A 26,911-nucleotide genomic window follows, 5' to 3' on the forward strand; every position below is an offset into this window, starting at 1 on the left:
CGAGGCAGCGGTAACCAGGCGGCTACCGCTGTCATGACCGCTGATTAGGGTGGACGTGAAGCAGCGGCGGAAGTTTCTCCTGTTTGACCTGTGGTCAGTGCGGGCGGCTGCCGTTGTCATCATCGCTTCGCCATATCGTCACATCACTGCCACCGTGATTGGTTGCAATCGCAGCAAACGCCTGGAGGATGCTGCGATGCAGATATGCGTGATAGGAGCGGGGTACGTGGGGCTGGTGACGGCGACCTGCCTGGCCGAGATGGGCAACCAGGTGGTCTGCGTCGAGCGCGATCCGCAGCGCGTTGCGCGGCTTTCGCAAGGTGAGGTGCCGATCTACGAGCCGGGCCTGGAGGCGTTGCTCAGGGCGCAGCTGGCGGCGGGGCAGCTCAGCTTTACCGCGCAGCTTCAGGCCGGAATCCGCCGCGTCGAGGTCATCTTCATCGCGGTGGGTACACCCAGTGGTGAAGACGGTTCGGCCGACCTCAGTCACGTGCTGGCGGTTGCCGATGATCTGGGCGAGCGGCTCGACCATGCCTGCCTGGTCGTCGACAAGTCCACCGTGCCGGTGGGTACCGCCGAACGCGTCGAGCAGCGCATCAACGCCGGCCTGACCCGTCGCGGCAAACGAGCACGAGTAACCGTTGCCAGCAATCCGGAGTTTCTCAAGGAGGGCTCTGCGGTCGAGGATTTCATGCGGCCTGATCGGGTCATCGTCGGCTGTGACGACGAGCTCGGGCGTGAGCTGCTGCGCAGGCTGTATGCGCCGTTCCTGCGCAACCACGACCGCCTGCTGTGCATGGGCGTGCGCGCGGCCGAGTTCAGCAAGTACGCGGCCAACGCCTTCCTGGCCACCAAGATTTCCTTCATCAACGAAATGGCCGGCATCTGTGCGCGCCTGGGCGTCGATATCGAGGAAGTGCGCCGCGGCATCGGCAGTGACCGGCGCATCGGTACGCACTTCATCTATGCCGGCTGCGGCTACGGCGGCTCGTGCTTTCCCAAGGACGTCAAGGCGTTGATCCGCACCGCCGAGCACGAGGGCATCGAGCCGGGCATCCTGCGTGCGGTCGAGGCGCGCAATGCGCTGCAGAAGACGCTGCTGTTCCAGGCCCTGCGCGAACATTTCAACGGTCATCTGCAGGGGCGAGTCGTCGCGCTCTGGGGGCTGGCGTTCAAGCCCGGTACCGATGATCTGCGCGAAGCGCCGAGCCTGGTGCTGCTCGAGGCGCTGCTGATCGCCGGGGCCAGGGTGCAGGCCTGCGATCCGGCGGCTGCGGCCGCTGTCGCGGCGCGCTATCCGTCGGCGGTCGAGTCGGGGCAACTGCTTCTGAGCGAATCCCCTTACACCGTCACCCAGGGCGCGGATGCGCTGGTCCTGGTGACCGAGTGGAAGCAGTTTCGCCAGCCGGATTTCCCGCGCATACGCGGCATGATGCGTATGCCGGTGCTGTTCGACGGGCGCAACATCTACGATGCCGGCCAGTTGGCCGAGCAGGGGTTTCTCTATCGTGGCATCGGCCGGCCTGCAAGCGGCAGTTGTAAGGCTAGCGCGGCTTGATAGACTGACTGCGCATCCAACCATCCCCATTAGGGAGTCCCATGATCAAGAAATGCCTGTTCCCCGCTGCCGGTTACGGCACGCGCTTTTTGCCTGCTACCAAGGCAATGCCGAAGGAAATGTTGCCGGTGGTGAACAAGCCACTGATTCAATATGGGGTCGAAGAGGCACTGGAGGCTGGCCTCAACCAGATTTCCATCGTCACCGGTCGCGGTAAGCGCGCGCTGGAAGACCATTTCGACGTGAGCTACGAGCTCGAGCACCAGATCAAGGGCACCGACAAGGAAAAATACCTGGTTGGTATCCGCCGTCTGATCGACGAGTGCAGCTTCTCCTACACCCGCCAAGTCGAGATGAAAGGCCTGGGCCACGCCATCCTCTGCGGCCAGCCGCTGATCGGTGACGAGCCCTTCGCCGTGGTCCTGGCCGACGACCTGTGCCTGAACCTTGAAGGCGATAGCGTACTTGCGCAGATGGTCAAGCTGTACAAACAGTTCCGTTGCTCCATCGTCGCCATCCAGGAAGTGCCGAAGGACGAAACCTCCAAGTACGGTGTGATCGCCGGCGAGATGATCCGCGAGGACATCTACCGCGTCAGCAACATGGTGGAGAAGCCCAAGCCCGAGGACGCGCCGTCGAACCTGGCGATCATCGGTCGCTACATCCTCACCCCTGACATTTTCGACCTGATCCGCAGCACGCCGCCGGGCAAGGGCGGTGAGATCCAGATCACCGACGCGCTGATGCGCCAGGCCCAGCAGGGCTGCGTGATGGCGTACAAGTTCAAGGGGCAGCGTTTCGACTGCGGTAGCGCCGAGGGTTACATCGACGCGACCAATTTCTGCTTCGAGAATCTGTACAAGACCGGCAAGGCGTTCTGATACGCCGCCAGGTCAGTACTCGGGTCCGTCAGTCGAGAGAACGCCGCGATTGTCTTGCATGATCGCGGCGTTCTTCATTGCTTTACCGGACCGAATGTTTTTTCGCGGACAAGTCCGCTCCCACGGGAGCAGATTGAGCTGACAGCTCATACCCTGTGGGAGCGGACTTGTCCGCGAAGCTGTTGTGCTCGAATCACTGACCGTACCTGGGAACGGGCATCTGCTCCGAGCCGGGGCCGAGCGGCTGGCCGTAGCTGAATTCCACGTAGTTGCCGGCCGGGTCACGCAGGCCGCAGTAATAGCCAACCGGGTAGGGCTCGTCCCGAGGCGCCCAGATCAGGCAGCCTTCGCGCTCGGCCAGGGCGGCGATGCGGTCGACTTCCTCGCGGCTGCCCAGGGCGAAGCCGAAGTGGCTGTAGTCGTTGGCGGCCAGGTTGCGGTCCTGGCCGCCGGGCATGATGACGAATATGAACTGATGCTCCTTGCCCGGTTCAGCCATCCAGACGATGCGTGTGCCCTTGCCGGGGCGTTCGTGGATCACCTGCATGCCGCAGAACTGCGCGTAGAAGGCGATGCAGGCATCGAGATCGGGGACGTGCAGGGCGAGATGAGTCAGGGTAGGGCGCATATCCACCTCCTGCTTCCAGCTTAGCGCTAGCCTTTACGGTATGCTCCCCATCTGCCAAGGAGATACCTCATGAGTTACGACTTCGATCTGTTCGTGATCGGCGCCGGTTCCGGCGGCGTACGTGCGGCGCGTTTCGCCGCTGGTTATGGTGCTCGCGTTGCGGTCGCCGAGAGCCGCTACCTCGGCGGCACCTGCGTCAACGTCGGCTGCGTACCGAAGAAACTGCTGGTGTACGGCGCGCATTTCGCCGAAGACTTCGAGCAGGCCGCGGGTTTCGGCTGGTCGCTGGGCGAGGCGAATTTCGACTGGCCGACTCTGATCGCCAACAAGAACCGCGAGATCGAGCGCCTCAATGGCATCTACCGCAATCTGTTGACCAACAGCGGCGTCAGTCTGTTCGAGGGCCATGCGCGCATCGTCGATGCCCACACCGTCGAGGTCAATGGCCAGCGCCACAGCGCCGAGCGCATTCTCATCGCCACTGGCGGCTGGCCGCAGATTCCGGACATTCCTGGTCGCGAGCACGCCATCAGTTCCAACGAAGCCTTCTTCCTCAAGCAACTGCCCAAGCGCGTGCTGGTGGTCGGCGGCGGCTATATCGCCGTGGAGTTCGCCTCGATCTTCCATGGCCTGGGCGCGCAGACCTCGCTGCTGTATCGCGGCGATTTGTTCCTGCGCGGCTTCGACGGCGCGGTGCGTGAGCACCTGCGCGACGAGCTGAGCAAGAAAGGCCTGGACCTGCAGTTCAATGCCGACATCGCCAACATCGATCGCAAGGCCGACGGCAGCCTCGCCGCCACGCTAAAGGACGGCCGCGTACTGGAGGCCGATTGCGTGTTCTACGCCACCGGCCGGCGCCCGATGCTCGACAACCTTGGTTTGGAGAATGTCGAGGTCAAGCTGGACAAGCGCGGCTACATCGAAGTCGATGATCTGTTCCAGACCTCCACGCCGTCGATTCTCGCCCTCGGCGATGTGATCGGTCGCGTGCAGCTCACACCGGTCGCGCTGGCCGAAGGCATGGCCGTGGCGCGTCGGCTGTTCAAGCCGGAGGAATATCGTCCCCTGGACTACCGGATGATTCCCACCGCAGTGTTCAGCCTGCCGAACATCGGCACCGTTGGCCTCAGCGAAGAGCAGGCCATCGAAGACGGGCACGAGGTGAAGATTTTCGAGAGCCGCTTCCGTCCGATGAAGCTGACGCTCACCGAGAACCCGGAGCGCACCCTGATGAAGCTGGTGGTCGATGCCGACAACGACCGTGTGCTCGGCTGCCACATGGTCGGCCCGGAGGCGGGCGAAATCGTCCAGGGTCTGGCCATCGCGCTCAAGGCCGGTGCGACCAAGCAGATCTTCGATGAGACCATCGGCGTGCACCCGAGCGCCGCCGAGGAATTCGTTACGCTACGTACGCCGGTCAGCCGCTGAGGGCCTCATGGAAACGCTGTTCTACGTCGCCGACCTGTTCGGCGTGGCAGTGTTCGCCATCACCGGTGCGCTGATGGCCGGACGCAAGTCCATGGACCTGTTCGGCGTACTGGTGATGGCCATCGTTACCGCCCTGGGTGGCGGCACCCTGCGCGACCTGATTCTGGACAATCATCCGGTCAGTTGGATTCGCGACGACACCTACATCCTCGTCGCCTCCCTGGCGGCATTGGGTACCGTGGCCTGGGTGCGCATGACCCGGCCGATTCACGAGAAAGGCCTGCTGATCGCCGATGCCTTCGGTCTCGCCGTGTTCACCGTGTACGGCACCGAGCTGGCGTTGCAAAACGGCACGCCGATCAGCACCGCGGTGATCATGGGGGTGATGACCGGCGTGGTCGGCGGGGTGATTCGTGACGTGCTGTGCAACGAGATCCCGCTGATCTTCCAGAAGGAAATCTACGCCACCGCCTGCATCGCCGGCGCGCTTACCTTCATCGGTCTGCGCGCCCTGGGCACGCCGCACTGGCTGGATACTGCCGCAGCGATGTTCGTGGTGTTGGCAGCCCGGCTGGCGGCGATTCACTGGCATCTCGGTCTGCCGCGCTTCCATCTGCTCGACCGGCATTGAACATCCCTCGCAGGGCCGGCGGTGCGTAATGGCGCCGCCGGCTTTTTCATATGGCGTTTGCCGGTAGGCAATTGACCTGAAGCCTGCCACAACTTCAGCTGGGACCCGCGCAACGCGCGTCCGGCCTGCTGGCAGCAAGTAAAATTTTCTTCTGATATTTGCCACGGATGACAGGTCGTAGTTTTCAGGAGGAAACCAGCATGCACCTACCTGAACAAAGCAGCCGCAGCGCCCCCGTACAGGAGAACATGGCCCTGCAGGTCCGTGGCTGGAAGATCGAACGCCTGGGTTGGTATGGCCTGTTGCTGCTCATGGCTCTGGCACTGGCCGGGCTGTTCTCCAAGGGACCGCTCAGCGATGTCCAGGTTGGTGGCGGGCAGGATGCACTGCAGGTCGAATACCAGCGTTTCGCACGCAACGGCGCGCACTCGCCGCTGAAGGTGAGCCTGCAGGGCACGCCACAGCTGCATATCGCCGGCGAACTGTTGGAGGGCTTTTCCATCGACGCGATCCAGCCCGTCCCGAGACGCAGTGCCAGCGATGGGGCGGGCGGTTTGATTCTCGACTTCCCTGGCGAGGCCGAACGCATCGTCGTCAGCCTGCGCCTCACCGCCGACGGCGTGGGAACTTATCGCTCGACGCTCCATGCGGGCGGCCAGCAGGTCGAACTGAACCAGTTCATCTACCCCTGAGGAGAATCTCATGGACGCGGTACTGCGTGCTGGCGCCGTCTACCTGGCGTTGCTGATCCTGTTCAAGCTATCTGGCCGACGTTCGTTGGCGCAACTGACCACTTTCGATTTCGTGCTGCTGCTGATCATCGGCGAGGCCACGCAGCAGGCGCTGCTGGGCGATGATTTCTCCCTCACCAACATGATTCTGGTGGTCGCGACCCTGATCGCGCTGGACGTCGGTGCCTCGCTGCTCAAGCGCCGCAACGAATGGCTGGCGCACCTGCTCGATGGATCGCCGATCATCATCGTCGAAGACGGCGTGCCGATGCAGTGGCGTATGAACAAGGCGCGCCTGACCCTCGACGACATCATGGAATCGGCGCGAGAGAGCGGGCTAGAGCGGCTGGACCAGATTCGCTACGCGATCGTCGAGCGTAACGGCAAGATTTCCATCATCCAGCGGCCTGACGAAAAATCCACATGACCGCTCGTCAGTGATTGCCGAGCGAGGCGGATAAATAGCCTGAACGTCCTCGCAGGGCCCTTCCTCCAAGTCAGTGCACGGGCAATTTTGCCCATCACTGAGGAGAAACGAGATGACTAACAAGAACCCTGGCAACTTCGCCAACGATCGTGAAAAAGCTTCCGAAGCAGGCAAGAAAGGCGGCCAGAACAGCGGCGGCAACTTTGCCAATGATCGTCAGAAAGCCTCCGAGGCTGGCCGCAAAGGTGGCCAGAACAGCCACGGTGGAGGCCGCAGTTGAGTGATTGCGTAGCCTGGGGGAGGCCCGCTACGGGCCTCCTTTCCCTCACTCGCAACACAGCGCTCGCAGCGAAACGGCAATCGCGCGAAATTCCTTGAACTGCAAAGACTTCAGCCAGGTCAAGTTCTAGTACCGAGTCTCTCAACTGGTACAGAAACCATGATCAAGAAATGTTTGTTCCCCGCCGCCGGTTACGGCACCCGTTTTCTTCCCGCTACCAAGTCGATGCCCAAGGAAATGCTGCCGGTAGTCGACACCCCGTTGATCCAGTATGGCGTCGAAGAAGCACTGCAAGCCGGGCTGCATGAAATTGCCATCGTTACCGGTCGGGGCAAGCGCTCGCTGGAAGACCACTTCGATATCAGCTATGAGCTGGAGCACGAGATTTCCAATACCGGTAAGGAAAAATCCCTCAGCGGCGTACGCCACCTGATCGACCAGTGCACCTTCTCCTACACCCGTCAGATCGAAATGAAAGGCCTTGGCCATGCCATTCTCACCGGCCGTTCGTTGATCGGCGACGAGGCGTTCGCCGTGGTACTTGCCGACGACCTGTGCCTGAACCTGGAGGGCGACGGCGTACTGACCCAGATGGTCAAGCTCTACGAGCAGTTCCGCTGTTCCATCGTGGCCATCCAGGAAGTGCCAATGGAGGAGGTTTCGCGCTACGGCGTGATCGCCGGCGAAGCGCTGCGTGACGACATCTTCCGCATCGAGCGAATGGTGGAAAAACCCAACCCTGAAGATGCGCCGTCGAACCTGGCGATCATCGGCCGCTATATCCTCACCCCGGATATCTTCGAACTGATCGAACAGACCGAGCCAGGCAAGAGCGGCGAGATCCAGATTACCGATGCGCTGATGAAACAGGCGCAGCAGGGCTGTGTGCTGGCCTACAAGTTCAAGGGTCGCCGCTTCGACTGCGGTTCGGCCGAAGGCTATGTGCAGGCTACCAACTTCTGTTTCGAGAATCGCCATAAAACCCACCCGGTGATGGCCAGCCCGCGTCTGAAGGCGGTCTGAACGCTTAGCCGAAGGGAGGAGTGAAGATGAACGACAAGACTTTGCCCGCTCAGCATCAGGAGCGGCAACCTGGCGTCGAGCACGCCATGCATCCCGAACCGGTGTACCTCGCTGACGATTACCGCGCCGCTGGCAAGCTGGCCGGCAAGGTGGCGATCATCACCGGTGGCGACAGCGGCATCGGCCGCGCCGTCGCCGTGCACTTCGCCCTCGAAGGCGCCAAGGTCGCGCTGGTTTATCTCAACGAGGACGAGGATGCGCAGAAAACCCTCGACGAAGTGAACCGGCACGGCGGCGAAGCCATGGCTGTGGCGGGAGACGTCGGTGATGGCAGTTTCTGTCAGTGCGTGGTCGATGCGGTGATCGCCAAGTGGGGACGTCTCGACATCCTCATCAACAATGCCGGCGAGCAGCACCCCGAGCACAACCTCGAAGCACTCGACGAGGCGCAGTGGGAGCAGACCTTCCGCACCAACATCTTCGCCATGTTCCACCTGACCAAGGTCGCGCTGCCGCACCTGCAGCCGGGCTCGAGCATCATCAACACCAGTTCGGTGACGGCCTACAAGGGCAACCCGATGCTGCTCGACTACTCGTCCACCAAGGGTGCGATTACCTCGTTCACCCGGTCGCTGTCGATCAACCTGGCGCCGCGCGGCATCCGCGTCAACGGTGTCGCACCAGGGCCGATCTGGACGCCGCTGATTCCCTCTACCTTCAGTGCGGAAAAGGTCTCCGAATTCGGTGCGGAGACGCCAATGGGGCGCCCGGGACAACCTGCAGAAGTGGCGCCGGCATTCGTCTATCTGGCCAGTAACGACGCGTCTTATGTCACGGGCCAGATGCTTCACGTAAACGGCGGCAGTGTGGTCAATGGCTGATGAAAAAAGCCTGAACAACTCGGCGTAGCCCCTGCCTGAATTCATGTAGGGGCAATAACGCCTCGCGAAAAACTCTCAGGAGGTACCAGCAATGGCGACCAATAAAAATCCGGGTAACTTCGCAAATGATCGGGCCAAGGCTTCCGAAGCCGGCCGTAAGGGTGGTCACAACAGCGGCGGCAACTTCGCCAATGACCGTCAGAGAGCGTCCGAGGCCGGGCGCAAGGGTGGCCAGAAAAGCCAAAGCGGTCGCGACTCGTGATCGTCCCGCCTGGGCCCGCCTCGAGCGGGCCCGGGCTTTTGTAATGATGTGATTAGTAGACCTGAGGAGAGCAAGACGATGAATGCCATCGAACTGCTGAAAAAGGACCACGAAACCGTCAAGGACCTGCTGAGCAAGCTCGAGGAAACCACCGAGCGAGCGGTGCAGACACGCACGAAACTACTGGGCAAGATCGAGCAGGAATTGAAGATCCATACCGAGCTCGAAGAGCAGATATTCTATCCGGCCTTCAGGCAGGCCGGCAGCAAGGATGACGCCGTGCTGGCCGTCGAGGCCAAGGAAGAGCACCGCGCCGTGGAGGCGCTGGTACTGCCCGACATCAAGGAAACGCCGCCTTCGACCATCGAGTTCGCCGGCCGGGTCAAAGTGCTCAAGGAACTGCTTGAACACCATATCGAGGAAGAGGAGCGCGACATGTTCCCGCAGGCCCGCAAGCTGCTGAGCAAGCAGCAGTTGGAGGAACTGGGCGAGTCGATGGAAGTGCTGCGCAAGTCCCTCAAGAGCAGCGCTCAGGCCAACGCAGCCTGAGCCTAGAAGGGCCGGTGCCTGCGTCTGGCAGGCGCCGGCTTAGCGCTGGCGCAGATTGGGCTGATAGGTCAGCCGCAACGCCACGCAGGCGATACGTTCGGCCTCAGCATATTCGGGTTTCTGCAACTCCTCGCCAAACACGTCCGGATCAAGCTCCTGGTAATCCCAATCCCAGCCGGTGTCGCGCAGCGACAGGCGGATGGCATTGAGCAAGGGGTTCTCGCCGGCGAAGATCGCCACACCCGTATAGAGCAGCAGCGTACCACCCGGGGCCAGGCGTTCCATCGCCGTATCGAAGATCGCCAGGGACAACCCGGCGCCATGTTTGCCGCCGCCGTGGCGATAGGTGCGCTGTTGTGGATCGAGCATGTACGGCGGGTTGGCGATGATCAGATCGAACTGGCCCGGCACATCGCGAAGCAGGTCGCTGCTCTGTGCGTGAAGATTATCGATACCGGCCTGGCGCGCATTCACCGAGGTCATGGCCAGAGCCCTGGGATTGATATCCAGCGCCAGGACCTCGGCCTCCGGACGCAACTGCGCCGCGGTTATCGCACCAGGGCCGGCACCACAGCCAATATCGGCGATGCGCCGCAACGGCTGTTTGGCGTGCGCCAGGTAATCGCGCAGCAAACGGGTGAAGCGGTAAGTGTCAGGGCCGAAGAACACCGCGTCGCTTTCCTCGGTGGGGAAGCGCGAGTGCACGTAGAGTTCGTCGCCCAGGCTGGAGAAGCGCACCAGGCTGATCCAGCCCTGAGCCTGAGGCTGCAGCACCTGCGCTTCCCGCATGGCCTCGACGATTTCCTCGTCCAGCGTTCCCTCGGCGAAGGGACGGCTCCAGCCGAATACGTCACGCAGGTCGTTTGCCGGCGCATTGCCTGCGCGCTGGTTGACCCGTTGATGGGTAAGCGGCGTCGGGGTGACGAAGTGGTAGCCGCGCGCGCGTAGCAGGGCGCCCAGATGTAGCAGCGCCTCAGTTTGCGGGGTGTCGAAGGTCTGTTCGGGCATGTGCGAGCTCCTTGATCAGCGCGGCTGTCGCATCATCGCCGTGAAGGTACGGGTGGCGGCCAGGCCGGCGCTGGTCCAGTGCTGGGCCGGCGACTGCAACTCGATCAGGCGGCATTCGCGTCGATAAGCATCCATGCCCTGCAACTGCCGGAGCATGTCGCGCCGCTCGCGATCCAGTTCGCCCCGTTGCGTACCGGCACCGGACGATGTGGCAGCCTGGCTTGTCCGGCGCGCACGAAACGGCGAGCGCTGTTCGGCCTGCTGCCAGTCGCCGGATATCCAGTCTTGCAGCAACTGGCGCTCGTAGGGGCTGAAGACACCGAACATCGCTGCGCCCTGGCCCTCTACCAGACGCCAGAAACGGCTTTCGACCGGATCCTTGTCGCGTCGTATCCAGCCATTGCGCTGCAGCGCCTCGAGAAAGCCCGCGACATTGCCGGAGCTGCCCAGCCACTGGTTCACCGTACGGCCCTCGATGCGGCAGTAGTCGGAATGCACCTGGCTGGCCACCTTGCGCTTGCCTTCGAGCATCTGCAGTACCTGCTGCTGCAGATCGAAACCGTCGATCACGGCGGTGGAGCCGATGCCCAGATCGTTGAGCAGATAGCCGCGCATCACGCGCTCGTAGAAAGCCTGCGCGTCGCCAACTCGTGGCAGGTTGTCCAGCACGCTTTGCACCGCCTTGGCGGCATGGCCGCTGGAGCCATTGTCGATGGTTACGTGCAACTGAAAATAATAGGGGTCTATGTCCAGCTCGTTGAGCTCGAAGGCGCTGATCAGCAAGTGCAGCGGTAATTGCTCATAGCCGAGGTTGTAACCGATCACCTCGGGCAGAAACTCGTCGACCAGCAGCCCAAGGGCCAGTTGGATGGCGCCCTGGCGATACAGCGCGTCGTCCAGTTCCAGCGCATCTTCACAGCCCTGGCTGGCCAGCAGCTGCCGGTAGAGCAGCACATGATTCTGTGCGGGCGCGCCTTCGCCCAACTCTTCCAGGTAAGTCTGCACCAGCGGATACACGCGGTAATCGCGCCAGTGGGGCAGGGCGCCGTAGAGCCAGGCGCCGTCGACCAGCTTGGTTGGCGCGACCGCGCGGAGAAAATGCAGGGCATGCGCCTTGCGTGGAAAGAAACGGCGGCCCTGACCCGAGCGTCGCCCTTCGAGGTAACGGGCGTAATCGGCAGTCACGCTTTGATGCCGACGCAACGACCAGGCAGCCAGCTCATAAGGGCTGGCCGGCAGTTCGCAGGGCAGCTGCGCGACCTCACCCAGGCATTGCTGGATGAATTCCCTGGCTTGCGGGTGCCCCGGTTCGGGTTCGTCCAGCAGTTGGCGATAAAGGCTCTGCCAGGGACCAGTGGCAGGAGCGAAGGAAATCCGTTGTGCGGCAGGCGTGTCGATGAAACTGGCGATCGACATGGGTCAAGTCTCCTGAAAAAACGGGGGGCCATGTTCTGTTTAGGAGGGCTCTGCCTGGATAAAGATTCCACCTAAATTCGCTTCGCTCGGCGCTGCATCAAACAGGTTGAACCCAGGCCGCCGGCCACCCCTCAACTGCAGGAGTTCTGGGAGTAGGCGGGTCATGACCACGAGCACGTTCGGCATCGAAGAGGAGTACTTTCTGACCGACCTGGCGAGTCGCTGCGTGGCGCAGCAGGGGGTCGAGGCCTTTGCCGTGTCCAGCCGTCGCGCATTGGGCCAGTGCGTGACGCGCGAGATGTTCGCCGCGCAGTTCGAAGTGGTGACGCCTGTGCTCACCAGCCTCGAAGAGGCGTGCAACTTTCTCGGCCAGGCGCGCCGCACCATGGCCGAGAAGGCCAGCGAATTCGGCTGTGGCATCCTCGCTGCCGGCACCCATCCACTGGGGCAATGGCGTAGCGTGCAGGCGACCAACATGGCGCGCTATCGGGCGATTTTCGACGATTACCGCATCGTCGCCAGCCGCAGCGTGCTGGCCGGCCTGCATGTGCATGTCGGTGTGCCTGAAGGTATCGACCGCATCCGTCTGATGAACCGCCTGACGCCCTGGCTGCCGCTATTGCTGGGGCTGAGTGCATCCTCGCCATTCTGGGATGGCCGGCCCTGCGGCCTGATGAGCTACCGCCAGGCCGTCTGCGATGAATGGCCGCGCATGGGCATTCCCGATCACTTTCGCGATGACGCCGAATACCAGCGCTACCTCAAGGTGATGACCGCTACCGACTGCATCGGCTCGGCCGTCAACCTGTGGTGGAACATTCGCCCGTCGTTACGCTTTCCCACGCTCGAGCTGCGCATCGCCGACGCCTGTCCGCAACTGCAGGATGCCCTGTGCATCGCCGGGTTGTTCCGCGCCATGCTCGGCCACGCGCTGGATGCCCCACACCATGACTGGTTCGACGACCCGCTGACACGCATCCTCACCCTGGAAAATCGCTGGCGGGCCAAGCGCCGCGGGCTGCGCGGGCTGTTCATCGAACCGCGTAGCCAGAACACCTTGCCGTTCGCCGCCTGGCTGGATCAGGTGCTGGCCTGCATCGCCGAGCAGATCGCGCCCGAGGAGCGCTGGATCATGGCCCACGCGCGCAAGCTGGCCCGTATCGGCGGCAGCGCCGAAGCCCAGCTTGGCCTCTATCGCCGCGCCCGCAGCGGCGGCGCAGAGCATCGAGCAGCCGTGCGTGAAGTGGTGGACACGCTGATGCAACAGACATCCCTGCAGGACGTTCGGCAGATAGCCTGAACATCTGCCCGGCAGCGATTTCGGAACTAGACACATGCCTAATCCGGGAGAAGCCTCATGCAAGCATTGACCTATCACGGCAGTCACGATGTACGGGTGGAACGGGTACCTGACCCGATCATCGAACAGCCCGACGACATCATTCTGCGAGTTACCGCCACGGCGATCTGCGGCTCGGATCTGCACCTGTATCGCGGCAAGATTCCGCAGGTCAAGGAGGGCGATATCTTCGGCCACGAGTTTATGGGCGTGGTCGAGGAGGTCGGCCCGCAAGTCACCGCAGTCAGCAAGGGCGACCGGGTTATCGTGCCTTTCGTCATTGCCTGCGGCGACTGCTTCTTCTGCCAGATGGACCTGCATGCGGCCTGCGAAACCACCAACCCGGGGCGCGGCGCGATTCTCAACAAGAAGCAGATTCCGTCAGGCGCGGCACTGTTCGGCTACAGCCATCTGTATGGCGGCGTGCCGGGCGGGCAGGCCGAGCTGGTACGCGTGCCCAAGGCCAATACCGGGCCGTTCAAGGTGCCGGACGTGCTCGATGACGAGCAGGTGCTGTTCCTCACCGACATCCTGCCCACCGGCTACCAGGCGGCCGTCAATGCCGGAGTCAAGCCCGGCAGTCGCGTGGCGATCTACGGGGCCGGCCCGGTGGGACTGATGAGCGCTGCCTGCGCGCGCATGCTCGGGGCCGAGCAGATCTTCATGGTCGATCATCACGATTACCGCCTGGCCTATGCCCAGCAGACCTATGGCGTGATACCGATCAACTTCGACGAGGTCGACGACCCGGCCAGCGCCATCATCGAGCAGACGCCAGGGCACCGCGGCGTGGATGCGGTGATCGACGCGGTGGGCTTCGAAGCCAAGGGCAGTCTTACCGAAACCGTGCTGACCACGCTCAAGCTGGAGGCCAGCAGCGGCGTGGCGCTGCGCCAGTGCATCGCGGCCGTGCGCCGTGGCGGCACGGTGAGCGTGCCGGGCGTCTATGCAGGCTTCATCCACGGCTTTCTGTTCGGCGACGCCTTCGACAAGGGGCTGACGTTCAAGATGGGCCAGACCCATGTTCACCCGTTGCTGCCAACATTGCTGGAGCATATCCAGCGGGGCGAGCTGAACCCGGAAATCATCATCAGTCACCGCATGTCGCTGGCCGATGCGGCCGAGGGTTATCGCCTGTTCGACTCGCGGCGCGAGCAATGCCGCAAGGTGATTCTGCGGCCCTGAGCCGGAATCGACCGCTGGCCCGATTCTCTGAACCTTTGGCGCCCGATAGGCCTTCTAAATCTCACGGGCGCCGCAATTGGCCTTCGTCATGCAACCATCAGGAGAAATGCCATGTCATTGACCCAAAACGTCCCTCGTATCGAACGCGCCATCTCGCTCGCTACAGGCGCTACTGCCATCGTCGCTGGTGTCTGCCAGGGCGGGACTTCGGGTGTGCTCAAGGCCCTTGGCGGCGCCGCGCTGCTGCAGCGTGGGCTGAGTGGGCACTGTGTAGTCAAGGGGCTGATCAGCGACCCCAAAGCCGAACTGGAGTGCCTGCGCGAGCGCGTAGCCGAACTGCGCGCCGCACTGCCGCGCCTGCAGAAGGAAGTGGATACCTTGAAAGGGCGCCAGGATAGCCGCCTGGACCATGCCGTCGAGGAAACCTTCCCGGCCAGCGACCCGATCTCGCCATAAGCCGAGCGTACGGGCGATGGCGCTAGTGCGCCGTCGCCACACGTGACACCTGTCGATCGAAGGAGGCATCCATGAAAGACACCACCCCAGGTCCAACCCAGGAACAGATCGATGAAAAGGCGCTGGACTTCACCGATGACGAAGACAGTCTCGGTACGGGCGAGCCCTCGTTGCAGCAGACTGCGCGTGCGTCGTCCGGCAGCGAGGAGGAAATCGGCCTGACCGGTGCCGCAACGCTCGGCGAAAGCGAGCACGAGGACAACGTAAGCCTCGATGATATGAGCCCGGATACCCTGATCGACGACAGCGGCGCGCGCTCACCATTCGAGCGCGGCGGCGATGGCGCCAACGATGAAGAGCTCAGCGTGGTCGACGAGACCGAGGTCGGTGGCGGTTTCGGCCTCGACGAAGCGGAGCTGGCACGCTCGGCGCCACTCGACGGCAAACCCTGGAGCGACGAGGTGGTACCCACCGACGAGGAGCGCAAGCCATGAACGCACCTACCTGCGCCTGTCCACACTGCGATTGCACGGCGGAGTCCCGCGACTGGGTGCACGAAGTTGCGGGCGATGATCTGGTCTACTGCTGCGAGGCCTGCATGCAGCGCCATCCCAAAGGCATGGTGCAGTGCCAGAGCGCTGGCTGCGACTGCGGCGAGCGGGTGGCGCGTGAACGGGAGCAAACTCCCTAGCTTCTGTTCGAGAAGCCGTCGCGCACGGGTCAGGCGATGCACAAAGCAGGTGAAAAACGGACGGGCTCGCATTCGAATTTACGAGCGAGCAATCCGAATCCGTTTTTGACGACGCCTCAATGAGCGTCGGTGCTTTTCATAGAGGGCGCTGAAACTAGCACCGTTCGATCAGAGTCATGCGCGTTTGATCCCGTCTCCCATACCTGGGAGACGGGCCGGGTATAGCTGAAAATACCGCCAAACTGCTGCCACTGCGCGCCGCCTTCAGGCAGCGTGCTTGCGCAGCGCCTGCAGCAATTCGTCCTTGCGCATGCTGGAGCGGCCAGCGATGTCGCGCTTGCGCGCCAGGTCCATCAGCTCGGTCTTGTTCATCGCCTCCAGGCGCTGGCCCGGCCGCGGTTTGCCTTCACGGGTGGCCGCCGCACGATGTGCCGATGAACTACGTGCTGCCTTCTTGCTGGCCGCGCTGGTCTTGCGTCCGGAACCGCCAGCCTTGTCGCCACCACCGGACTGCTTGTTGACCGTGGCCCAGGCCCGCGCCTCGGCCTCATCCTGCGGGATGCCGCGATCCTTGTAGCTGTCCTCGATGTGTTCGGCCTTGCGCTTCTGTTTCTCGGTGTACTTGTCTTTGCTGCCACGTGGCATGAGCGTTCTCCCGATTCGCCATGCAGCGGAATTGCCCATGGCGCCTATTCGCAATGAATGCACGGCAGGGCGATTGGTTCCCCGTTTCGGATAACCGGGCGGCGCGGATCAAGCGAACCTCTTGGCGCTTTCTTCGCTCAGAACAGGAACGCTTCTGCAGAGTTGACGCATATGGACATCCTTGAGCGAATTCTTACCACCCTGGTGCAGGAATTTTCCGACCTTGGCCAGGTGGAACACATCACCCGCGCCACGTTGCGCCTGGTCCTGGCCATGGTTCTCGGTGGCCTGCTCGGCTACGAGCGCGAGGTGATGGGCAAGGCCGCCGGCATTCGCACGCACATGCTGGTGTGCCTGGGCGCGGCGATCTTCGTCATGGCCCTGGAGCAGGACGGCGCCGAAGCCGACGCCATGAGCCGGGTGATTCAGGGTATCGCTGCCGGTGTGGGCTTTCTCGGCGCGGGCACCATTCTCAAGGGGCAGAACATCTCCGACGTCAAAGGCCTGACCACCGCAGCCGGCCTGTGGGCTTCGGCGGCCATTGGCGTTGCCGTCGGCCTTGGTCGGGAAGCCACTGCGGTGCTGTCCACGGTGGTCGTGCTGGTGGTGCTGCATCTTATGCCGCTGATGGTCGATCCGAACGTCAAGGTCAAGCCGGATGACGAGAACGATCCCAGGCCATGAGCACAGGCAATGAACGCTTCGACCGGGCAAAAACTGCCTGAACTTTTCTCGCGGCTACGGCCTCGGTATTTCATGCAGGCCCAGCGTCTCTCTCGCGGCTCATGGCCTGCTCACCAATCCCTTGAAAACGTCCGCCAGGCGTAGAGGAGCCAGGAAAGATGCCGTCCCCGCAGCATGCCGACCAGACCGTTACTCACGCCATCGCCCAGCCTCGGCTGGCCATCGAAGCGGTTCAACCAACCATCGAGGGTGGCCGCTTCGCCAGCAAATGCCAGTGTGGCCGGCCGCAGCCGGTCAGTGCGGTGATCTTCAGCGACGGCCATGAGCAGCTGGCCGCCGACCTTTTGTGGCGCGCCAACGGCGAAGCCACCTGGCAGCGCACGCCGATGCAGGCGCTGGGCAATGACCGCTGGAGCGCCACGTTGCACATCGACCAGCAGGGCCGCGGCGAATTTGCCATAGAAGCCTGGCTGGACGTGTACGCCAGCTTCCGCCAGGAGCTGGTGAAGAAGCTTGGCGCCGGCGTGCCGGTGGAACTGGAACTGCAGGAGGGCGCCGATCTGGTTCGGCGCATCGCCGCGCAGGCGCCGGAAGGATTGCGTGCCGAACTGGCGGCGCTGATCGAGCGCATGGAGGCCTCGCAGTCACAGGCCGAGCGCGAAGCCGTGCTGATCGACCCGTCTGTCAACGATCTGATGCGCCGCGCCGAGTATCGTCCGCACCTGCTGCGCACGCCGAACTACCCGCTGGACGTCGAGCGCAGCCTGGCCGAATTCGCCAGCTGGTACGAGCTGTTTCCCCGCTCGCTGGGCGACGAGCAGCGCCACGGCACGTTCGCCGACGTGCATGCACGTATTCCAGAAATCGCCCGAATGGGCTTCGACGTGCTGTATTTTCCGCCCATCCATCCCATCGGCCGGGCGCACCGCAAAGGGCCGAACAACAGCCTCAAGGCCGGCCCCAACGACCCAGGCAGTCCCTATGCGATCGGCAGCGAGGAGGGCGGCCACGAGGCTGTGCACCCGCAGCTCGGCAGCCTCGAGGATTTTCGTCAGCTGGTCCGTGTGGCCCGCGACCACGGCCTGGAAGTAGCGCTGGATTTCGCCGTGCAGTGCTCGCCCGATCACCCCTGGCTCAAGCAGCACCCTGGCTGGTTCAGCTGGCGGCCGGACGGCAGCATTCGCCATGCCGAGAACCCGCCGAAGAAGTACGAGGACATCGTCAACGTCGAGTTCTATGCCGAAGCGGCCATGCCTGATCTCTGGCTGGCATTGCGCGACGTGGTGCTGGGCTGGGTGGAGCAGGGCGTTACGCTGTTTCGCGTCGACAATCCGCACACCAAGCCGATGCCATTCTGGGAGTGGCTGATCGCCGACGTGCGTGAACGCCATCCCGAGGTGATTTTCCTCTCCGAGGCCTTCACCCGCCCGGCGATGATGGCGCGTCTGGGCAAGCTCGGCTTCAGCCAGAGCTACACCTACTTCACCTGGCGCAACACCAAGGCCGAGCTGGAGACCTATCTGACCGAACTGAATCAGGCGCCCTGGCGCGACTGTTACCGGCCGAACTTCTTCGTCAACACGCCGGACATCAACCCGTATTTCCTGCAGCGCAGTGGCCGCCCCGGCTTTCTCATCCGCGCCGCGCTGGCGACCATGGGTTCCGGGCTGTGGGGCATGTATTCGGGCTTCGAACTGTGCGAGGCCGAGCCGGTGCCGGGCAAGGAGGAGTACTTCGATTCGGAGAAGTACCAGCTGCGCCCACGCGACTACCAGGCACCCGGCAACATCAACGCCGAGATCGCCCGACTCAACCAGATCCGCCGCGAGAACCCGGCGCTGCAGACCCACCTGGGCTTCCAGGCCTACACCGCGTGGAACGACAACATCCTCTACTTCGGCAAGCGCACCGCGGATCTGAGCAACTTCATCCTGATCGCCGTCAGCCTCGATCCGCACCACGCCCAGGAGGCGCATTTCGAACTGCCGCTGTGGGAGCTGGGCCTGCCTGACGACGCCGATCTGCACGGCGAAGACCTGATGAACGGTCACCGCTGGACCTGGCACGGCAAGGTGCAGTGGATGCGTATCGAACCCTGGCACCTGCCATTCGGCATCTGGCGAATCCAGACCGTAGGCTGAACAACGGAGTAGCACCATGGCCAAGCGCAGCGCCGGCAAGACCTTTCTCAACGACCCGCAGTGGTACAAGGACGCGGTAATCTACCAGGTCCACGTAAAGTCGTTCTTCGACGCCAACAACGACGGCATCGGCGACTTTCAGGGCCTGATCGACAAGCTCGACTACATCGCCGACCTCGGCGTCAACACCCTCTGGCTGCTGCCGTTCTACCCGTCGCCACGCCGTGACGATGGCTACGACATCGCCATGTACCGCGGCGTGCATCCGGATTACGGCTCGTTGAGCGATGCCCGGCGGTTCATCGCCGAGGCGCACCGGCGCGGCCTGCGCGTGATCACCGAGCTGGTGATCAACCATACCTCGGACCAGCACCCCTGGTTCCAGCGTGCGCGCCGGGCGAAGAAGGGCTCCAAGGCCCGTGACTATTACGTCTGGTCCGACAGCGACGAAAAATACGCCGGCACGCGGATCATCTTCATCGACAGCGAGAAGTCCAACTGGACCTGGGACGCGGTGGCCGGCCAGTACTTCTGGCACCGTTTCTACTCGCACCAGCCGGACCTCAATTTCGACAACCCCAAGGTGCTCGAAGCCGTGCTCGGTGTGATGCGCTTCTGGCTCGACATGGGCGTTGACGGCCTGCGCCTGGACGCCATCCCGTACCTGATCGAGCGCGACGGCACCAGCAGCGAGAACCTGCCGGAGACCCACTCCGTGCTCAAGCGCATCCGTGCCGAACTGGACGCGCGTTACCCGGATCGCCTGCTGCTGGCCGAGGCCAACCAGTGGCCGGAGGACACCCGACCGTACTTCGGTGAAGATGACGAGTGCCACATGGCCTTCCACTTCCCGCTGATGCCGCGCATGTACATGGCTATCGCCCAGGAAGATCGCTTTCCGATCACCGACATCCTGCGCCAGACGCCGGAAATCCCGCCCAATTGCCAGTGGGCGATCTTCCTGCGCAACCACGATGAGCTGACCCTGGAGATGGTCACCGACGATGAGCGCGACTACCTGTGGAACTACTACGCCGCCGACAGCCGCGCGCGCATCAACCTCGGCATTCGCCGGCGTCTGGCGCCGCTGGTAGGGCGCGACCGCAGGCGCATCGAGCTGCTCAACAGCCTGCTGCTGTCGATGCCTGGCACGCCGACGCTGTACTACGGCGACGAGATCGGCATGGGCGACAACATCTACCTTGGCGACCGCGACGGCGTGCGCACGCCGATGCAATGGTCGGTGGACCGCAACGGCGGCTTTTCCCGTGCCGACCCGGCCAGCCTGGTGCTGCCGCCGATCATGGATTCGCTGTATGGCTTCCAGACCATCAACGTCGAGGCGCAGGCGCGCGACCCGCATTCGCTGCTCAACTGGACACGGCGCATGCTCGCCATCCGCAACCAGCACAAGGCCTTTGGCCGTGGCTCGCTGACCATGCTGGCGCCGAGCAACCGGCGCATTCTCGCCTACCTGCGCACGCATCGCGGCGAGGATGGCAATGAGCAGCAGATCCTCTGCGTGGCCAACCTGTCCAGTGCGGCGCAGGCCGTCGAGCTGGAGCTGGCCGACTACTGTGATCGGGTGCCGGTAGAGATGATCGGCGGCGCCTCGTTCCCGCCCATAGGCCAGCTCACCTACCTGCTGACGCTGCCGCCGTACGGTTTCTACTGGTTCTACCTGGCCGACGCCTCGCAGATGCCCAGCTGGCATCTGAAGCCGGTCGAACGTATGCCTGAACTGCAGACCCTGGTGCTCGGCCGTACCCTGAGCGAAGTGATGGAGGGGCGTGCGCGGCAGACGCTGGAACGTGAGTCGCTGCCGCTTTATTTGCCCAAGCGCCGCTGGTTCGCGGGTGAGCAGCAACCGTCCGCCGCGGTCAGCCTGCTGTACGTGATGCCGTTGGCCGAGGGCGCCAATGCGCCGCTGCTGGCCGAGGTGCAGGTGACCGGCGCGGCCGGCGTCGAGCACTACCGCCTGCCGCTTGCCGCGGTGCCCGAGCGCGCCGAGGGCAACGACCTGCCTCAGCAACTGGCGCTGGCTCGTCTGCGCCGCGGCCGCCACGTCGAGCTATTGACCGATGCCTTCAGCCTGCCGCAGTTCAGCCAGCAAGTGCTGCGCCTGCTGCGCGAACAGGCAGTACTGCGCACCAGCGGCGGAGAACTGCAGTTCCGCGCCGAGGCAGCGCTACTGGCGCTCGACAACCTCGACAAGAGCGACGTCAAGCTGCTCTCCGCGGAGCAGTCCAACAGCTCGGCGCTGATCGGCGAGCAGGTGCTGCTCAAGCTGTTGCGCCGCGGTTTTGCCGGCATCCATCCGGAAGTGGAGATGGGCCGTTTTCTCAGCGATCACGGTTACGCCAATGTCGCGCCTTTTCTCGGCGAGGTGGTACGGGTCGACGAGGACGGCCAGCCTCATACCCTGATGGTGGCGCAACGGTATCTGGACAACCAGGGCGACGCCTGGCAATGGACGCTCAATACCCTCGACCGGGCGATCCGCGACGAACTGGCCGGTGGTACCGCCGATCCCGATGTCGATGCACTTAGCGAACTGGAGAAATTCGCCGGTGTGCTCGGCAAGCGCGTTGGCGAAATGCACGCAGTGCTGGCGCGGCCGGTGGAAAGTCCGGATTTCGGCTACCAGCTCAGCAGCGAGCAGGACAGCGCCCGCTGGGCCGAATCCATTGCTGCGCAACTGCGGGACGCCTTGCAGGCGCTGAAAAAACAGCGTGACGGCTTGAGTCCGGTGACTGCCGACCAGGCCGACTGGTTGCTGGCCAGGGAAACGCCTTTGCTGGCAGCGGTCGAGCGCCTGGCGACGCGAGCCGCAGGCGGCCTGCGCATCCGCGTGCATGGCGACCTGCACCTGGGCCAGGTGCTGGTAGTGCAGGGCGATGCCTACATCATCGATTTCGAAGGCGAGCCCAACCGCTCGCTGGAGGAGCGACGCCAGCGCCACAGTCCGTTCAAGGACGTTGCCGGCATGTTGCGCTCCTTCGACTACGCGGCTGCGGTAGCGCAACGCAATGTCGGCGGCGTGGACGGCGCGGTGGATGCCCAGCAGGTGGTGCGCGGCGTCGTGGCGCGCTACCGCGAGCAGTCGTGCAAGGCCTTCCTCGATGCCTATCGCCTGGCCGCCAACGGGCTGCCTCACGAATGGTACGAACGCGACGGCGAGGGCGCAGCCCTCGACCTGTTCTGCCTGGAAAAGGCCGTCTATGAAATCGTCTACGAAAGCGGCCACCGCCCCGACTGGCTCGATGTCCCGCTGCAGGGACTGGTGGATCTCGCTCATCAACTACCTGGAGTGCGAACTTGAATCAGATCAGAGTGCAGCGCCTGCAACGCGCCGAGGACGGCGATCCGTTCAGCTTCCTCGGGCCACATCCGCAGGGCGACGAGACCCTGGTACGGGTTTGGCAGCCGGGTGCCGATGCCGTCGACCTGCTGGCCAGCGATGGCTCGCCACTGGGGCGCATGCACTGCAGCGACCCGGAGGGCCTGTTCGAGCTGCAGCTGCCCCAGTCGCAGCGTTACCGCCTGCGCATCCATTGGCCAGGCAGCGTGCAGGAAACCGAAGATCCCTATGCCTTCGGCCCGCTGCTGGGTGACACCGACCTCTACCTGTTCGCCGAGGGCAATCACCGTCAGCTGTGGCGTTGTCTGGGTGCCGCACCGGTGGAGCATGAAGGCGTGCCTGGCGTGCGCTTCGCCGTTTGGGCGCCCAATGCACGGCGGGTGTCGGTGGTCGGCGACTTCAACAGCTGGGACGGCCGCCGCCACCCCATGCGCCTGCGCTACCCGGCGGGCGTGTGGGAGCTGTTCATCCCGCGCCTGCAGCCGGGCGAGTGCTACAAGTACGAAATCCTCGGCCCGAACGGCGTGCTGCCGCTGCGTGCCGATCCCATGGCGCAGGCCACCGAGACGCCTCCGGCCACCGCCTCAAAGGTGCCGCAGGGCGAGAGCTTCGCCTGGCAGGACCAGCAGTGGATGAGCGAGCGCGAGCAGCGCCAGGCATCGCAGGCACCTCTGGCGATCTACGAGCTGCATGCCGGCTCCTGGCAGTGGCAGGACGATCAGGCACCGGACTGGGACGCGCTGGCCGAGCGGCTGATTCCCTACGTGCAGGACATGGGGTTCACGCATATCGAGCTGATGCCGATCATGGAACATCCGTTCGGCGGCTCCTGGGGTTACCAGCCGCTGTCGATGTTCGCGCCCACCGCGCGTTTCGGCAGCCCGCAGCGCTTCGCCGCCTTCGTCGATAGCTGCCATCGCGCAGGCATCGGCGTGATCCTCGACTGGGTGCCGGGACACTTTCCCAACGACGCCCACGGCCTGGCCGAGTTCGACGGCACCGCGCTGTATGAGTACGCGCACCCGTTCGAGGGCTTTCACCCGGACTGGAACACCTGCATCTACAACCTCGGCCGCACCGAGGTGCACGGTTTCATGCTGGCCAGCGCGCTGTACTGGCTGCGCGAATACCACGTCGACGGCCTGCGCGTGGATGCAGTGGCTTCGATGCTCTATCGCGACTATTCGCGTGAAGCGGGGCAGTGGATTCCCAACCGCCACGGCGGGCGCGAGAATCTGGAGGCCATCGAATTTCTCCAGCATCTCAACGAAGTGGTGCACAGCGAAGTGCCCGGCGCACTGGTGATCGCCGAGGAATCAACCGCCTGGCCCGGAGTCAGCCGCCCGGTGCAGCAGGGCGGCCTGGGCTTCAGCCACAAATGGAACATGGGCTGGATGAACGACAGCCTGAGTTACATCCAGCAGGACCCTATGTACCGCCTGCACCATCACCATCAGATCACCTTCGGCTTGCATTACGCCTTTTCCGAACGCTTCATCCTGCCGATCTCCCACGACGAGGTGGTGCACGGCAAGCGCTCGTTGCTCGGGCGCATGCCCGGCGATCGCTGGCAACAATTCGCCAACCTGCGCCTGTTTCTCGCGCTGATGTGGAGCCACCCGGGCAAGAAATTGCTGTTCATGGGCTGCGAGTTCGGCCAGTGGCGCGAGTGGAACCACGACCAGCAACTGGACTGGTACCTGCTGCAGTATCCCGAGCATGCGGCCGCCCAAGCGCTGCTACGTGAACTGAATCGCCTGTACCGCGCAGAGCCGGCGATGCATCGCCTCGACGATCAGGACAGCGGCTTTCAGTGGCTGATTGGCGATGACGCGCGCAACAGCGTATTCGCCTGGCTACGCAGGGGCGGCGAGGGCAGCGCGCCGCTGCTGGTGGTGCACAACTTCACCCCGCAGGTGCTCGACGGCTACCGCATCGGCGTGCCGCACGCCGGCCGCTGGCAGGTGCTGCTCAATACCGATGAGCGCCGCTGGAGCGGCTCGGGCGCCGGCACGCAGGGCGAACTGCACAGCGAGCAGATGGCCGCTCACGGCCAGACCGACTCGTTGAATCTGCAGCTGCCGCCGTTGGGCACATTGATTCTGCGACCGGCGCAATAAGCGTCGCCGCTGAAGCGCCTCCCACAGAGAGCGAGATGTAACGTGGGAGTGATGATGCTCCGGCCCAACAAGGCGCCGGGCTCATAGTGGGAGAGGTTTAGCCAATCGCGGCTAGCAGGCTGTTGAAAAACTACCTGCGTTGGCAATACCGCGTTAAAAACGGCCTCGCGTGCGAGCCCAGTCAAAATGCTCATTTACAGCACGTAAACTGCGCTTTTTCGGCCGTTTTTGCCTTGTCTTGCCTGCCTCGCCTACGTTTTTCAGCGGCCTGCTAAAGCCCCTCCCAAAAAGGTGGGTCAGTGAGCGGAAGTCACGCCGCGCAGCACGGTGTCGTTGGCCATGCGGCTATGGCCGGAGGCGATATTGCCCAGCGAGACCACGCCCACCAGGCGTTTTTCGCGGTTGAGCACCGGCAGCCGACGTACCTGGATATCCGCCATGTTGGCGGCCACATGCTCGACATCTTCGTCATCGAAGCAATAGCGCACGTTGCTGCTCATCACCTGACGTACCGGAGTATTGCCGTCCAGTCCGGCGGCCACCGCGCGCACGGCGATGTCGCGGTCGGTGACCATGCCGATCAGCCGATCGCCCTCGTTGATCAGCAATGCACCGCTGTCGATATCGGCCATCAGTTTGGCGGCATCGCGAATGCTGCGCTCGGGGTCGAGGGTGCGAACGTTGCGAGTCATGATCTTGCTGATTTTCATCGGTGTCTCCTGTGGCAGTTGAAAGGGCGAATGCCCGAGATGAACCGCGGCGAGATCACGGCGATTCAGGAATAGCGCACCAGATGGTGTGGGTAGTCGCCTACCCGTGCGCCTACCACCATCTCGCTGACCCAATCGATCAGGATGCGTGTATAGGCCTGCTGGTGGCGGTCCTCGCTGAGCCCGTGGTCGGCGCCGGCCATGGTCCGGTGGGTCAGCGAGTGCGCCTTGTCGAAGGCGTTGCGATAGCTCATCAGCGTGGTGTGCGGGACGAAATCGTCGTGCTCGGACTCCACCAGCAGCACATCCCCGCGAAATTCGGAGCAAGCGCCGAGCGCCAGATTGTCCTGCGCGCTCAGCGGCGTGCGGCGGTACTCGGCCAGGCGCGCGACGTCCAGCTTGCGTTTGGGCAGTTGCCATTGCTCGTCCCAGTACAGCGCCGGCACTCGCAGAGCCAACCAGCGCACCGGACGCCGCACGCTGAGCAGGGTGGCGAGGTAGCCGCCGTAGCTGGTGCCGATCACTGCGATGCACTCGGGGTCAACCGCTTCGTGTGCAGCCAGCAGATCGTAGGCGGCGAGGATGTCAGCCAGATTGTCCTCGCGCGATACCTGCTCCTGCGCCTCGATGTTGCGCTCATGCCCGCGCAAATCGAAGGTCAGGCACACGCAACCCAACCCGGCGATGCCACGAGCACGCGCCAGATCGCGTTGCTGGCTGCCGCCCCAGCCGTGTACGAAAAGCACACCGGGCACCTTATTCGGCGGGGTCAGCAGGGTGCCGGCGATGTGCTGGTCCTCCACCAGAATGTCCAGGCTCTGGCTACAGGCGCTCATAACGGGCCTACCTTGACGTACTTGGTCAGCGGGCCTTCCTTGCTGTCCTGCCCGTGATAGAGACAGATCGCGCCCGCTGGCGGGGGAACGTCCCGATAATATTCATGGGTCGAGGCCTGTAGCGTTTGCAGCTGCGCGTCATTCATGAATGCCTCCAGGGCAAAGATTTCCGCCGCACTAGCACCGCCGACGCGCCAGGACTGTTCCAGCACGCCACTGCGTGACTGCCCTTGCGCATTCAGCCCCTGCGCCACGTCGTAGTTGCGCCGCGAGGCCTGGATCGATGGGTAGACTTCCAGCGCCGCCAGTTCGAATATGCGCGCCTGCTGTACAGCGAGGCGCACGGCGCGCGGCAGATCCAGTGTCATCAGAGCCAGGTAGTCGCCGCGCACCAGCGTCAGTTGCGAGCCGCCATAGACCTGATTGCCCTGGCCGTCATCGGTCAGCTGCTGGGTGCCGTGGTAGCTCAAGGTGACGCCCGCCACCCGGATCTGGCCGACGCTGTAGGTAGCGGGCTGCTGCAGGTCTTCTTCCAGGACCAGGCCCTGTTCCATCACACGCTGCTCATCCAGCGCCGCCAGTGCGTTGTCCAGCTCGGTGCGCGAACGCACTGCCTGCTGACCCCGGCCACCGGTGCCGTCGACCGGCTTCAGGCGAATCGGCCCATCGCGCAGCAGGCGTTGCCCGGCCTCGGCAGCGTCCTCCAGATCAAAAACGCTGAAGCCCTGCAAAGTGACGCTCTCGACCTGCTGGGCGAAACGCTCGGACCAGCCCATAGGCAGGTGCCGAGGGGCGTCGAGGCTTGGGTGGCTGATGGCCTTGGTGGCGAGAAAGGCGTGTTCGACCTGGCCGCCGAAGAAGTCCTCAGGCCCATCAATGCCCAGCGCTGCGACATCGCCGACCATCGTGTCTTCGGGCAGGAAATAATGGTGACCGCGAATCTGGGTGCCCGCCTGGTGCGGACCGAGGAAGGGACAACCGAGTAGTTTTGCCAGCTTTTCGCCGAGCAGACGCTGTACCGTGCGTTCGTGGTCCATGTG

27 protein-coding genes are annotated in these 26,911 nt (G+C 63.6%); 20 read left to right on the forward strand and 7 right to left on the reverse strand.

Annotated features, from left to right (window positions below; translation table 11 throughout):
- Nucleotides 1-196: 196 nt before the first annotated feature.
- Together P3C50_RS04530 and galU (P3C50_RS04535) are read left to right on the forward strand one after the other, a co-directional pair.
- Nucleotides 197-1,558 carry a UDP-glucose dehydrogenase family protein gene (locus P3C50_RS04530; protein ID WP_275545043.1) on the forward strand — a complete coding sequence of 454 codons (1,362 nt, stop codon included), beginning with the start codon at nucleotides 197-199 and terminating at the stop codon, nucleotides 1,556-1,558.
- Between the two features lie 41 nt (nucleotides 1,559-1,599).
- Nucleotides 1,600-2,439, forward strand: coding sequence for a UTP--glucose-1-phosphate uridylyltransferase GalU (gene galU / locus P3C50_RS04535; RefSeq protein WP_197855663.1), 840 nt, complete (start codon nucleotides 1,600-1,602; stop codon nucleotides 2,437-2,439).
- 193 nt (nucleotides 2,440-2,632) lie between these two features.
- Here galU (P3C50_RS04535) and P3C50_RS04540 read toward each other — a convergent pair whose 3' ends face one another.
- Nucleotides 2,633-3,067 (reverse strand): VOC family protein, encoded by a 435-nt coding sequence (locus tag P3C50_RS04540; protein WP_275545044.1) that lies wholly within the window; start codon nucleotides 3,065-3,067, stop codon nucleotides 2,633-2,635.
- A gap of 69 nt (nucleotides 3,068-3,136) precedes the next feature.
- On the opposite strand from P3C50_RS04540, the gene gorA reads away from it, so the two are divergent.
- The 9 genes from gorA (at nucleotide 3,137) to P3C50_RS04585 (ending at nucleotide 9,279) form a co-directional block, all read left to right on the forward strand.
- The gene (gene gorA, locus P3C50_RS04545; RefSeq protein ID WP_275545045.1) at nucleotides 3,137-4,495 is read left to right on the forward strand and encodes a glutathione-disulfide reductase; all 1,359 of its coding nucleotides are present in this window, start codon (nucleotides 3,137-3,139) and stop codon (nucleotides 4,493-4,495) included.
- Nucleotides 4,496-4,502: 7 nt separating this feature from the next.
- On the forward strand, nucleotides 4,503-5,126 hold the full coding sequence (locus P3C50_RS04550) for a trimeric intracellular cation channel family protein (protein WP_197855666.1): 624 nt from the start codon (nucleotides 4,503-4,505) through the stop codon (nucleotides 5,124-5,126).
- A gap of 200 nt (nucleotides 5,127-5,326) precedes the next feature.
- Nucleotides 5,327-5,818 carry a hypothetical protein gene (locus tag P3C50_RS04555; protein ID WP_275545046.1) on the forward strand — a complete coding sequence of 164 codons (492 nt, stop codon included), beginning with the start codon at nucleotides 5,327-5,329 and terminating at the stop codon, nucleotides 5,816-5,818.
- 10 nt (nucleotides 5,819-5,828) lie between these two features.
- A complete protein-coding gene (locus P3C50_RS04560; protein ID WP_275545047.1) occupies nucleotides 5,829-6,284 on the forward strand; it encodes a DUF421 domain-containing protein in 456 nt (151 codons plus the stop codon).
- Between the two features lie 112 nt (nucleotides 6,285-6,396).
- A complete protein-coding gene (locus P3C50_RS04565) occupies nucleotides 6,397-6,564 on the forward strand; it encodes a general stress protein (protein ID WP_197855667.1) in 168 nt (55 codons plus the stop codon).
- Nucleotides 6,565-6,723: 159 nt separating this feature from the next.
- Entirely contained in the window at nucleotides 6,724-7,587 is an 864-nt protein-coding gene (gene galU / locus P3C50_RS04570; RefSeq protein ID WP_197855668.1) for a UTP--glucose-1-phosphate uridylyltransferase GalU, read from the forward strand.
- A 26-nt stretch (nucleotides 7,588-7,613) separates the two neighbouring features.
- Entirely contained in the window at nucleotides 7,614-8,468 is an 855-nt protein-coding gene (locus P3C50_RS04575; protein WP_275545048.1) for an SDR family oxidoreductase, read from the forward strand.
- 91 nt (nucleotides 8,469-8,559) lie between these two features.
- Complete coding sequence (locus tag P3C50_RS04580) at nucleotides 8,560-8,730, forward strand: general stress protein (RefSeq protein WP_197855670.1); 171 nt, start codon at nucleotides 8,560-8,562, stop codon at nucleotides 8,728-8,730.
- 78 nt (nucleotides 8,731-8,808) lie between these two features.
- Nucleotides 8,809-9,279, forward strand: a complete 471-nt coding sequence (locus P3C50_RS04585) for a hemerythrin domain-containing protein (RefSeq protein WP_197855671.1) — start codon at nucleotides 8,809-8,811, stop codon at nucleotides 9,277-9,279.
- A 39-nt stretch (nucleotides 9,280-9,318) separates the two neighbouring features.
- On the opposite strand, the gene P3C50_RS04590 is transcribed toward P3C50_RS04585, so the two are convergent.
- Together P3C50_RS04590 and P3C50_RS04595 are read right to left on the reverse strand one after the other, a co-directional pair.
- On the reverse strand, nucleotides 9,319-10,287 hold the full coding sequence (locus P3C50_RS04590) for a class I SAM-dependent methyltransferase (protein WP_275545049.1): 969 nt from the start codon (nucleotides 10,285-10,287) through the stop codon (nucleotides 9,319-9,321).
- 15 nt (nucleotides 10,288-10,302) lie between these two features.
- A complete protein-coding gene (locus tag P3C50_RS04595; protein ID WP_275545050.1) occupies nucleotides 10,303-11,703 on the reverse strand; it encodes an iron-containing redox enzyme family protein in 1,401 nt (466 codons plus the stop codon).
- 163 nt (nucleotides 11,704-11,866) lie between these two features.
- Here P3C50_RS04595 and P3C50_RS04600 point away from each other — a divergent pair, with 163 nt between their 5' ends.
- The 5 genes from P3C50_RS04600 to P3C50_RS04620 all read left to right on the forward strand — a co-directional run bounded on the left by P3C50_RS04600 (nucleotide 11,867) and on the right by P3C50_RS04620 (nucleotide 15,374).
- Nucleotides 11,867-13,003, forward strand: a complete 1,137-nt coding sequence (locus P3C50_RS04600) for a carboxylate-amine ligase (RefSeq protein ID WP_275545051.1) — start codon at nucleotides 11,867-11,869, stop codon at nucleotides 13,001-13,003.
- Between the two features lie 57 nt (nucleotides 13,004-13,060).
- On the forward strand, nucleotides 13,061-14,227 hold the full coding sequence (locus P3C50_RS04605) for a zinc-dependent alcohol dehydrogenase (RefSeq protein ID WP_275545052.1): 1,167 nt from the start codon (nucleotides 13,061-13,063) through the stop codon (nucleotides 14,225-14,227).
- 111 nt (nucleotides 14,228-14,338) lie between these two features.
- On the forward strand, nucleotides 14,339-14,683 hold the full coding sequence (locus tag P3C50_RS04610; RefSeq protein WP_197855676.1) for a DUF2892 domain-containing protein: 345 nt from the start codon (nucleotides 14,339-14,341) through the stop codon (nucleotides 14,681-14,683).
- Between the two features lie 71 nt (nucleotides 14,684-14,754).
- A complete protein-coding gene (locus tag P3C50_RS04615) occupies nucleotides 14,755-15,177 on the forward strand; it encodes a hypothetical protein (RefSeq protein ID WP_275545053.1) in 423 nt (140 codons plus the stop codon).
- Nucleotides 15,174-15,374, forward strand: a complete 201-nt coding sequence (locus P3C50_RS04620) for a metallothionein (RefSeq protein ID WP_197855678.1) — start codon at nucleotides 15,174-15,176, stop codon at nucleotides 15,372-15,374. Before P3C50_RS04615 ends, P3C50_RS04620 begins: the two co-directional genes overlap by 4 nt.
- A 264-nt stretch (nucleotides 15,375-15,638) precedes the next feature.
- Here P3C50_RS04620 and P3C50_RS04625 read toward each other — a convergent pair whose 3' ends face one another.
- The gene (locus P3C50_RS04625; RefSeq protein WP_197855679.1) at nucleotides 15,639-16,019 is read right to left on the reverse strand and encodes a Rho termination factor N-terminal domain-containing protein; all 381 of its coding nucleotides are present in this window, start codon (nucleotides 16,017-16,019) and stop codon (nucleotides 15,639-15,641) included.
- 171 nt (nucleotides 16,020-16,190) lie between these two features.
- On the opposite strand from P3C50_RS04625, the gene P3C50_RS04630 reads away from it, so the two are divergent.
- The 4 genes from P3C50_RS04630 to glgB all read left to right on the forward strand — a co-directional run bounded on the left by P3C50_RS04630 (nucleotide 16,191) and on the right by glgB (nucleotide 24,325).
- A complete protein-coding gene (locus P3C50_RS04630; RefSeq protein WP_197855680.1) occupies nucleotides 16,191-16,703 on the forward strand; it encodes an MgtC/SapB family protein in 513 nt (170 codons plus the stop codon).
- A 158-nt stretch (nucleotides 16,704-16,861) separates the two neighbouring features.
- On the forward strand, nucleotides 16,862-18,844 hold the full coding sequence (locus tag P3C50_RS04635) for an alpha-1,4-glucan--maltose-1-phosphate maltosyltransferase (RefSeq protein ID WP_275545054.1): 1,983 nt from the start codon (nucleotides 16,862-16,864) through the stop codon (nucleotides 18,842-18,844).
- A 16-nt stretch (nucleotides 18,845-18,860) separates the two neighbouring features.
- Nucleotides 18,861-22,166, forward strand: coding sequence for a maltose alpha-D-glucosyltransferase (treS, locus tag P3C50_RS04640; RefSeq protein ID WP_275545055.1), 3,306 nt, complete (start codon nucleotides 18,861-18,863; stop codon nucleotides 22,164-22,166).
- The gene (glgB, locus tag P3C50_RS04645; RefSeq protein ID WP_275545056.1) at nucleotides 22,163-24,325 is read left to right on the forward strand and encodes a 1,4-alpha-glucan branching protein GlgB; all 2,163 of its coding nucleotides are present in this window, start codon (nucleotides 22,163-22,165) and stop codon (nucleotides 24,323-24,325) included. Before treS ends, glgB begins: the two co-directional genes overlap by 4 nt.
- Before the next feature lie 296 nt (nucleotides 24,326-24,621).
- On the opposite strand, the gene P3C50_RS04650 is transcribed toward glgB, so the two are convergent.
- From P3C50_RS04650 to P3C50_RS04660, 3 genes are all read right to left on the reverse strand, one after another.
- On the reverse strand, nucleotides 24,622-25,035 hold the full coding sequence (locus P3C50_RS04650) for a CBS domain-containing protein (protein ID WP_197855684.1): 414 nt from the start codon (nucleotides 25,033-25,035) through the stop codon (nucleotides 24,622-24,624).
- Between the two features lie 65 nt (nucleotides 25,036-25,100).
- Nucleotides 25,101-25,871: an alpha/beta hydrolase family protein gene (locus P3C50_RS04655; protein ID WP_275545057.1), complete on the reverse strand. Its 771-nt coding sequence runs from the start codon at nucleotides 25,869-25,871 to the stop codon at nucleotides 25,101-25,103.
- A complete protein-coding gene (locus P3C50_RS04660) occupies nucleotides 25,868-26,908 on the reverse strand; it encodes a DUF3182 family protein (protein ID WP_275545058.1) in 1,041 nt (346 codons plus the stop codon). The genes P3C50_RS04655 and P3C50_RS04660 overlap by 4 nt, the downstream gene beginning before the upstream one ends.
- Between the last annotated feature and the right edge of the window lie 3 nt (nucleotides 26,909-26,911).

The organism is Pseudomonas sp. Marseille-Q0931 (assembly GCF_940789645.1).
Taxonomy (GTDB): Bacteria; Pseudomonadota; Gammaproteobacteria; order Pseudomonadales; family Pseudomonadaceae; genus Aquipseudomonas.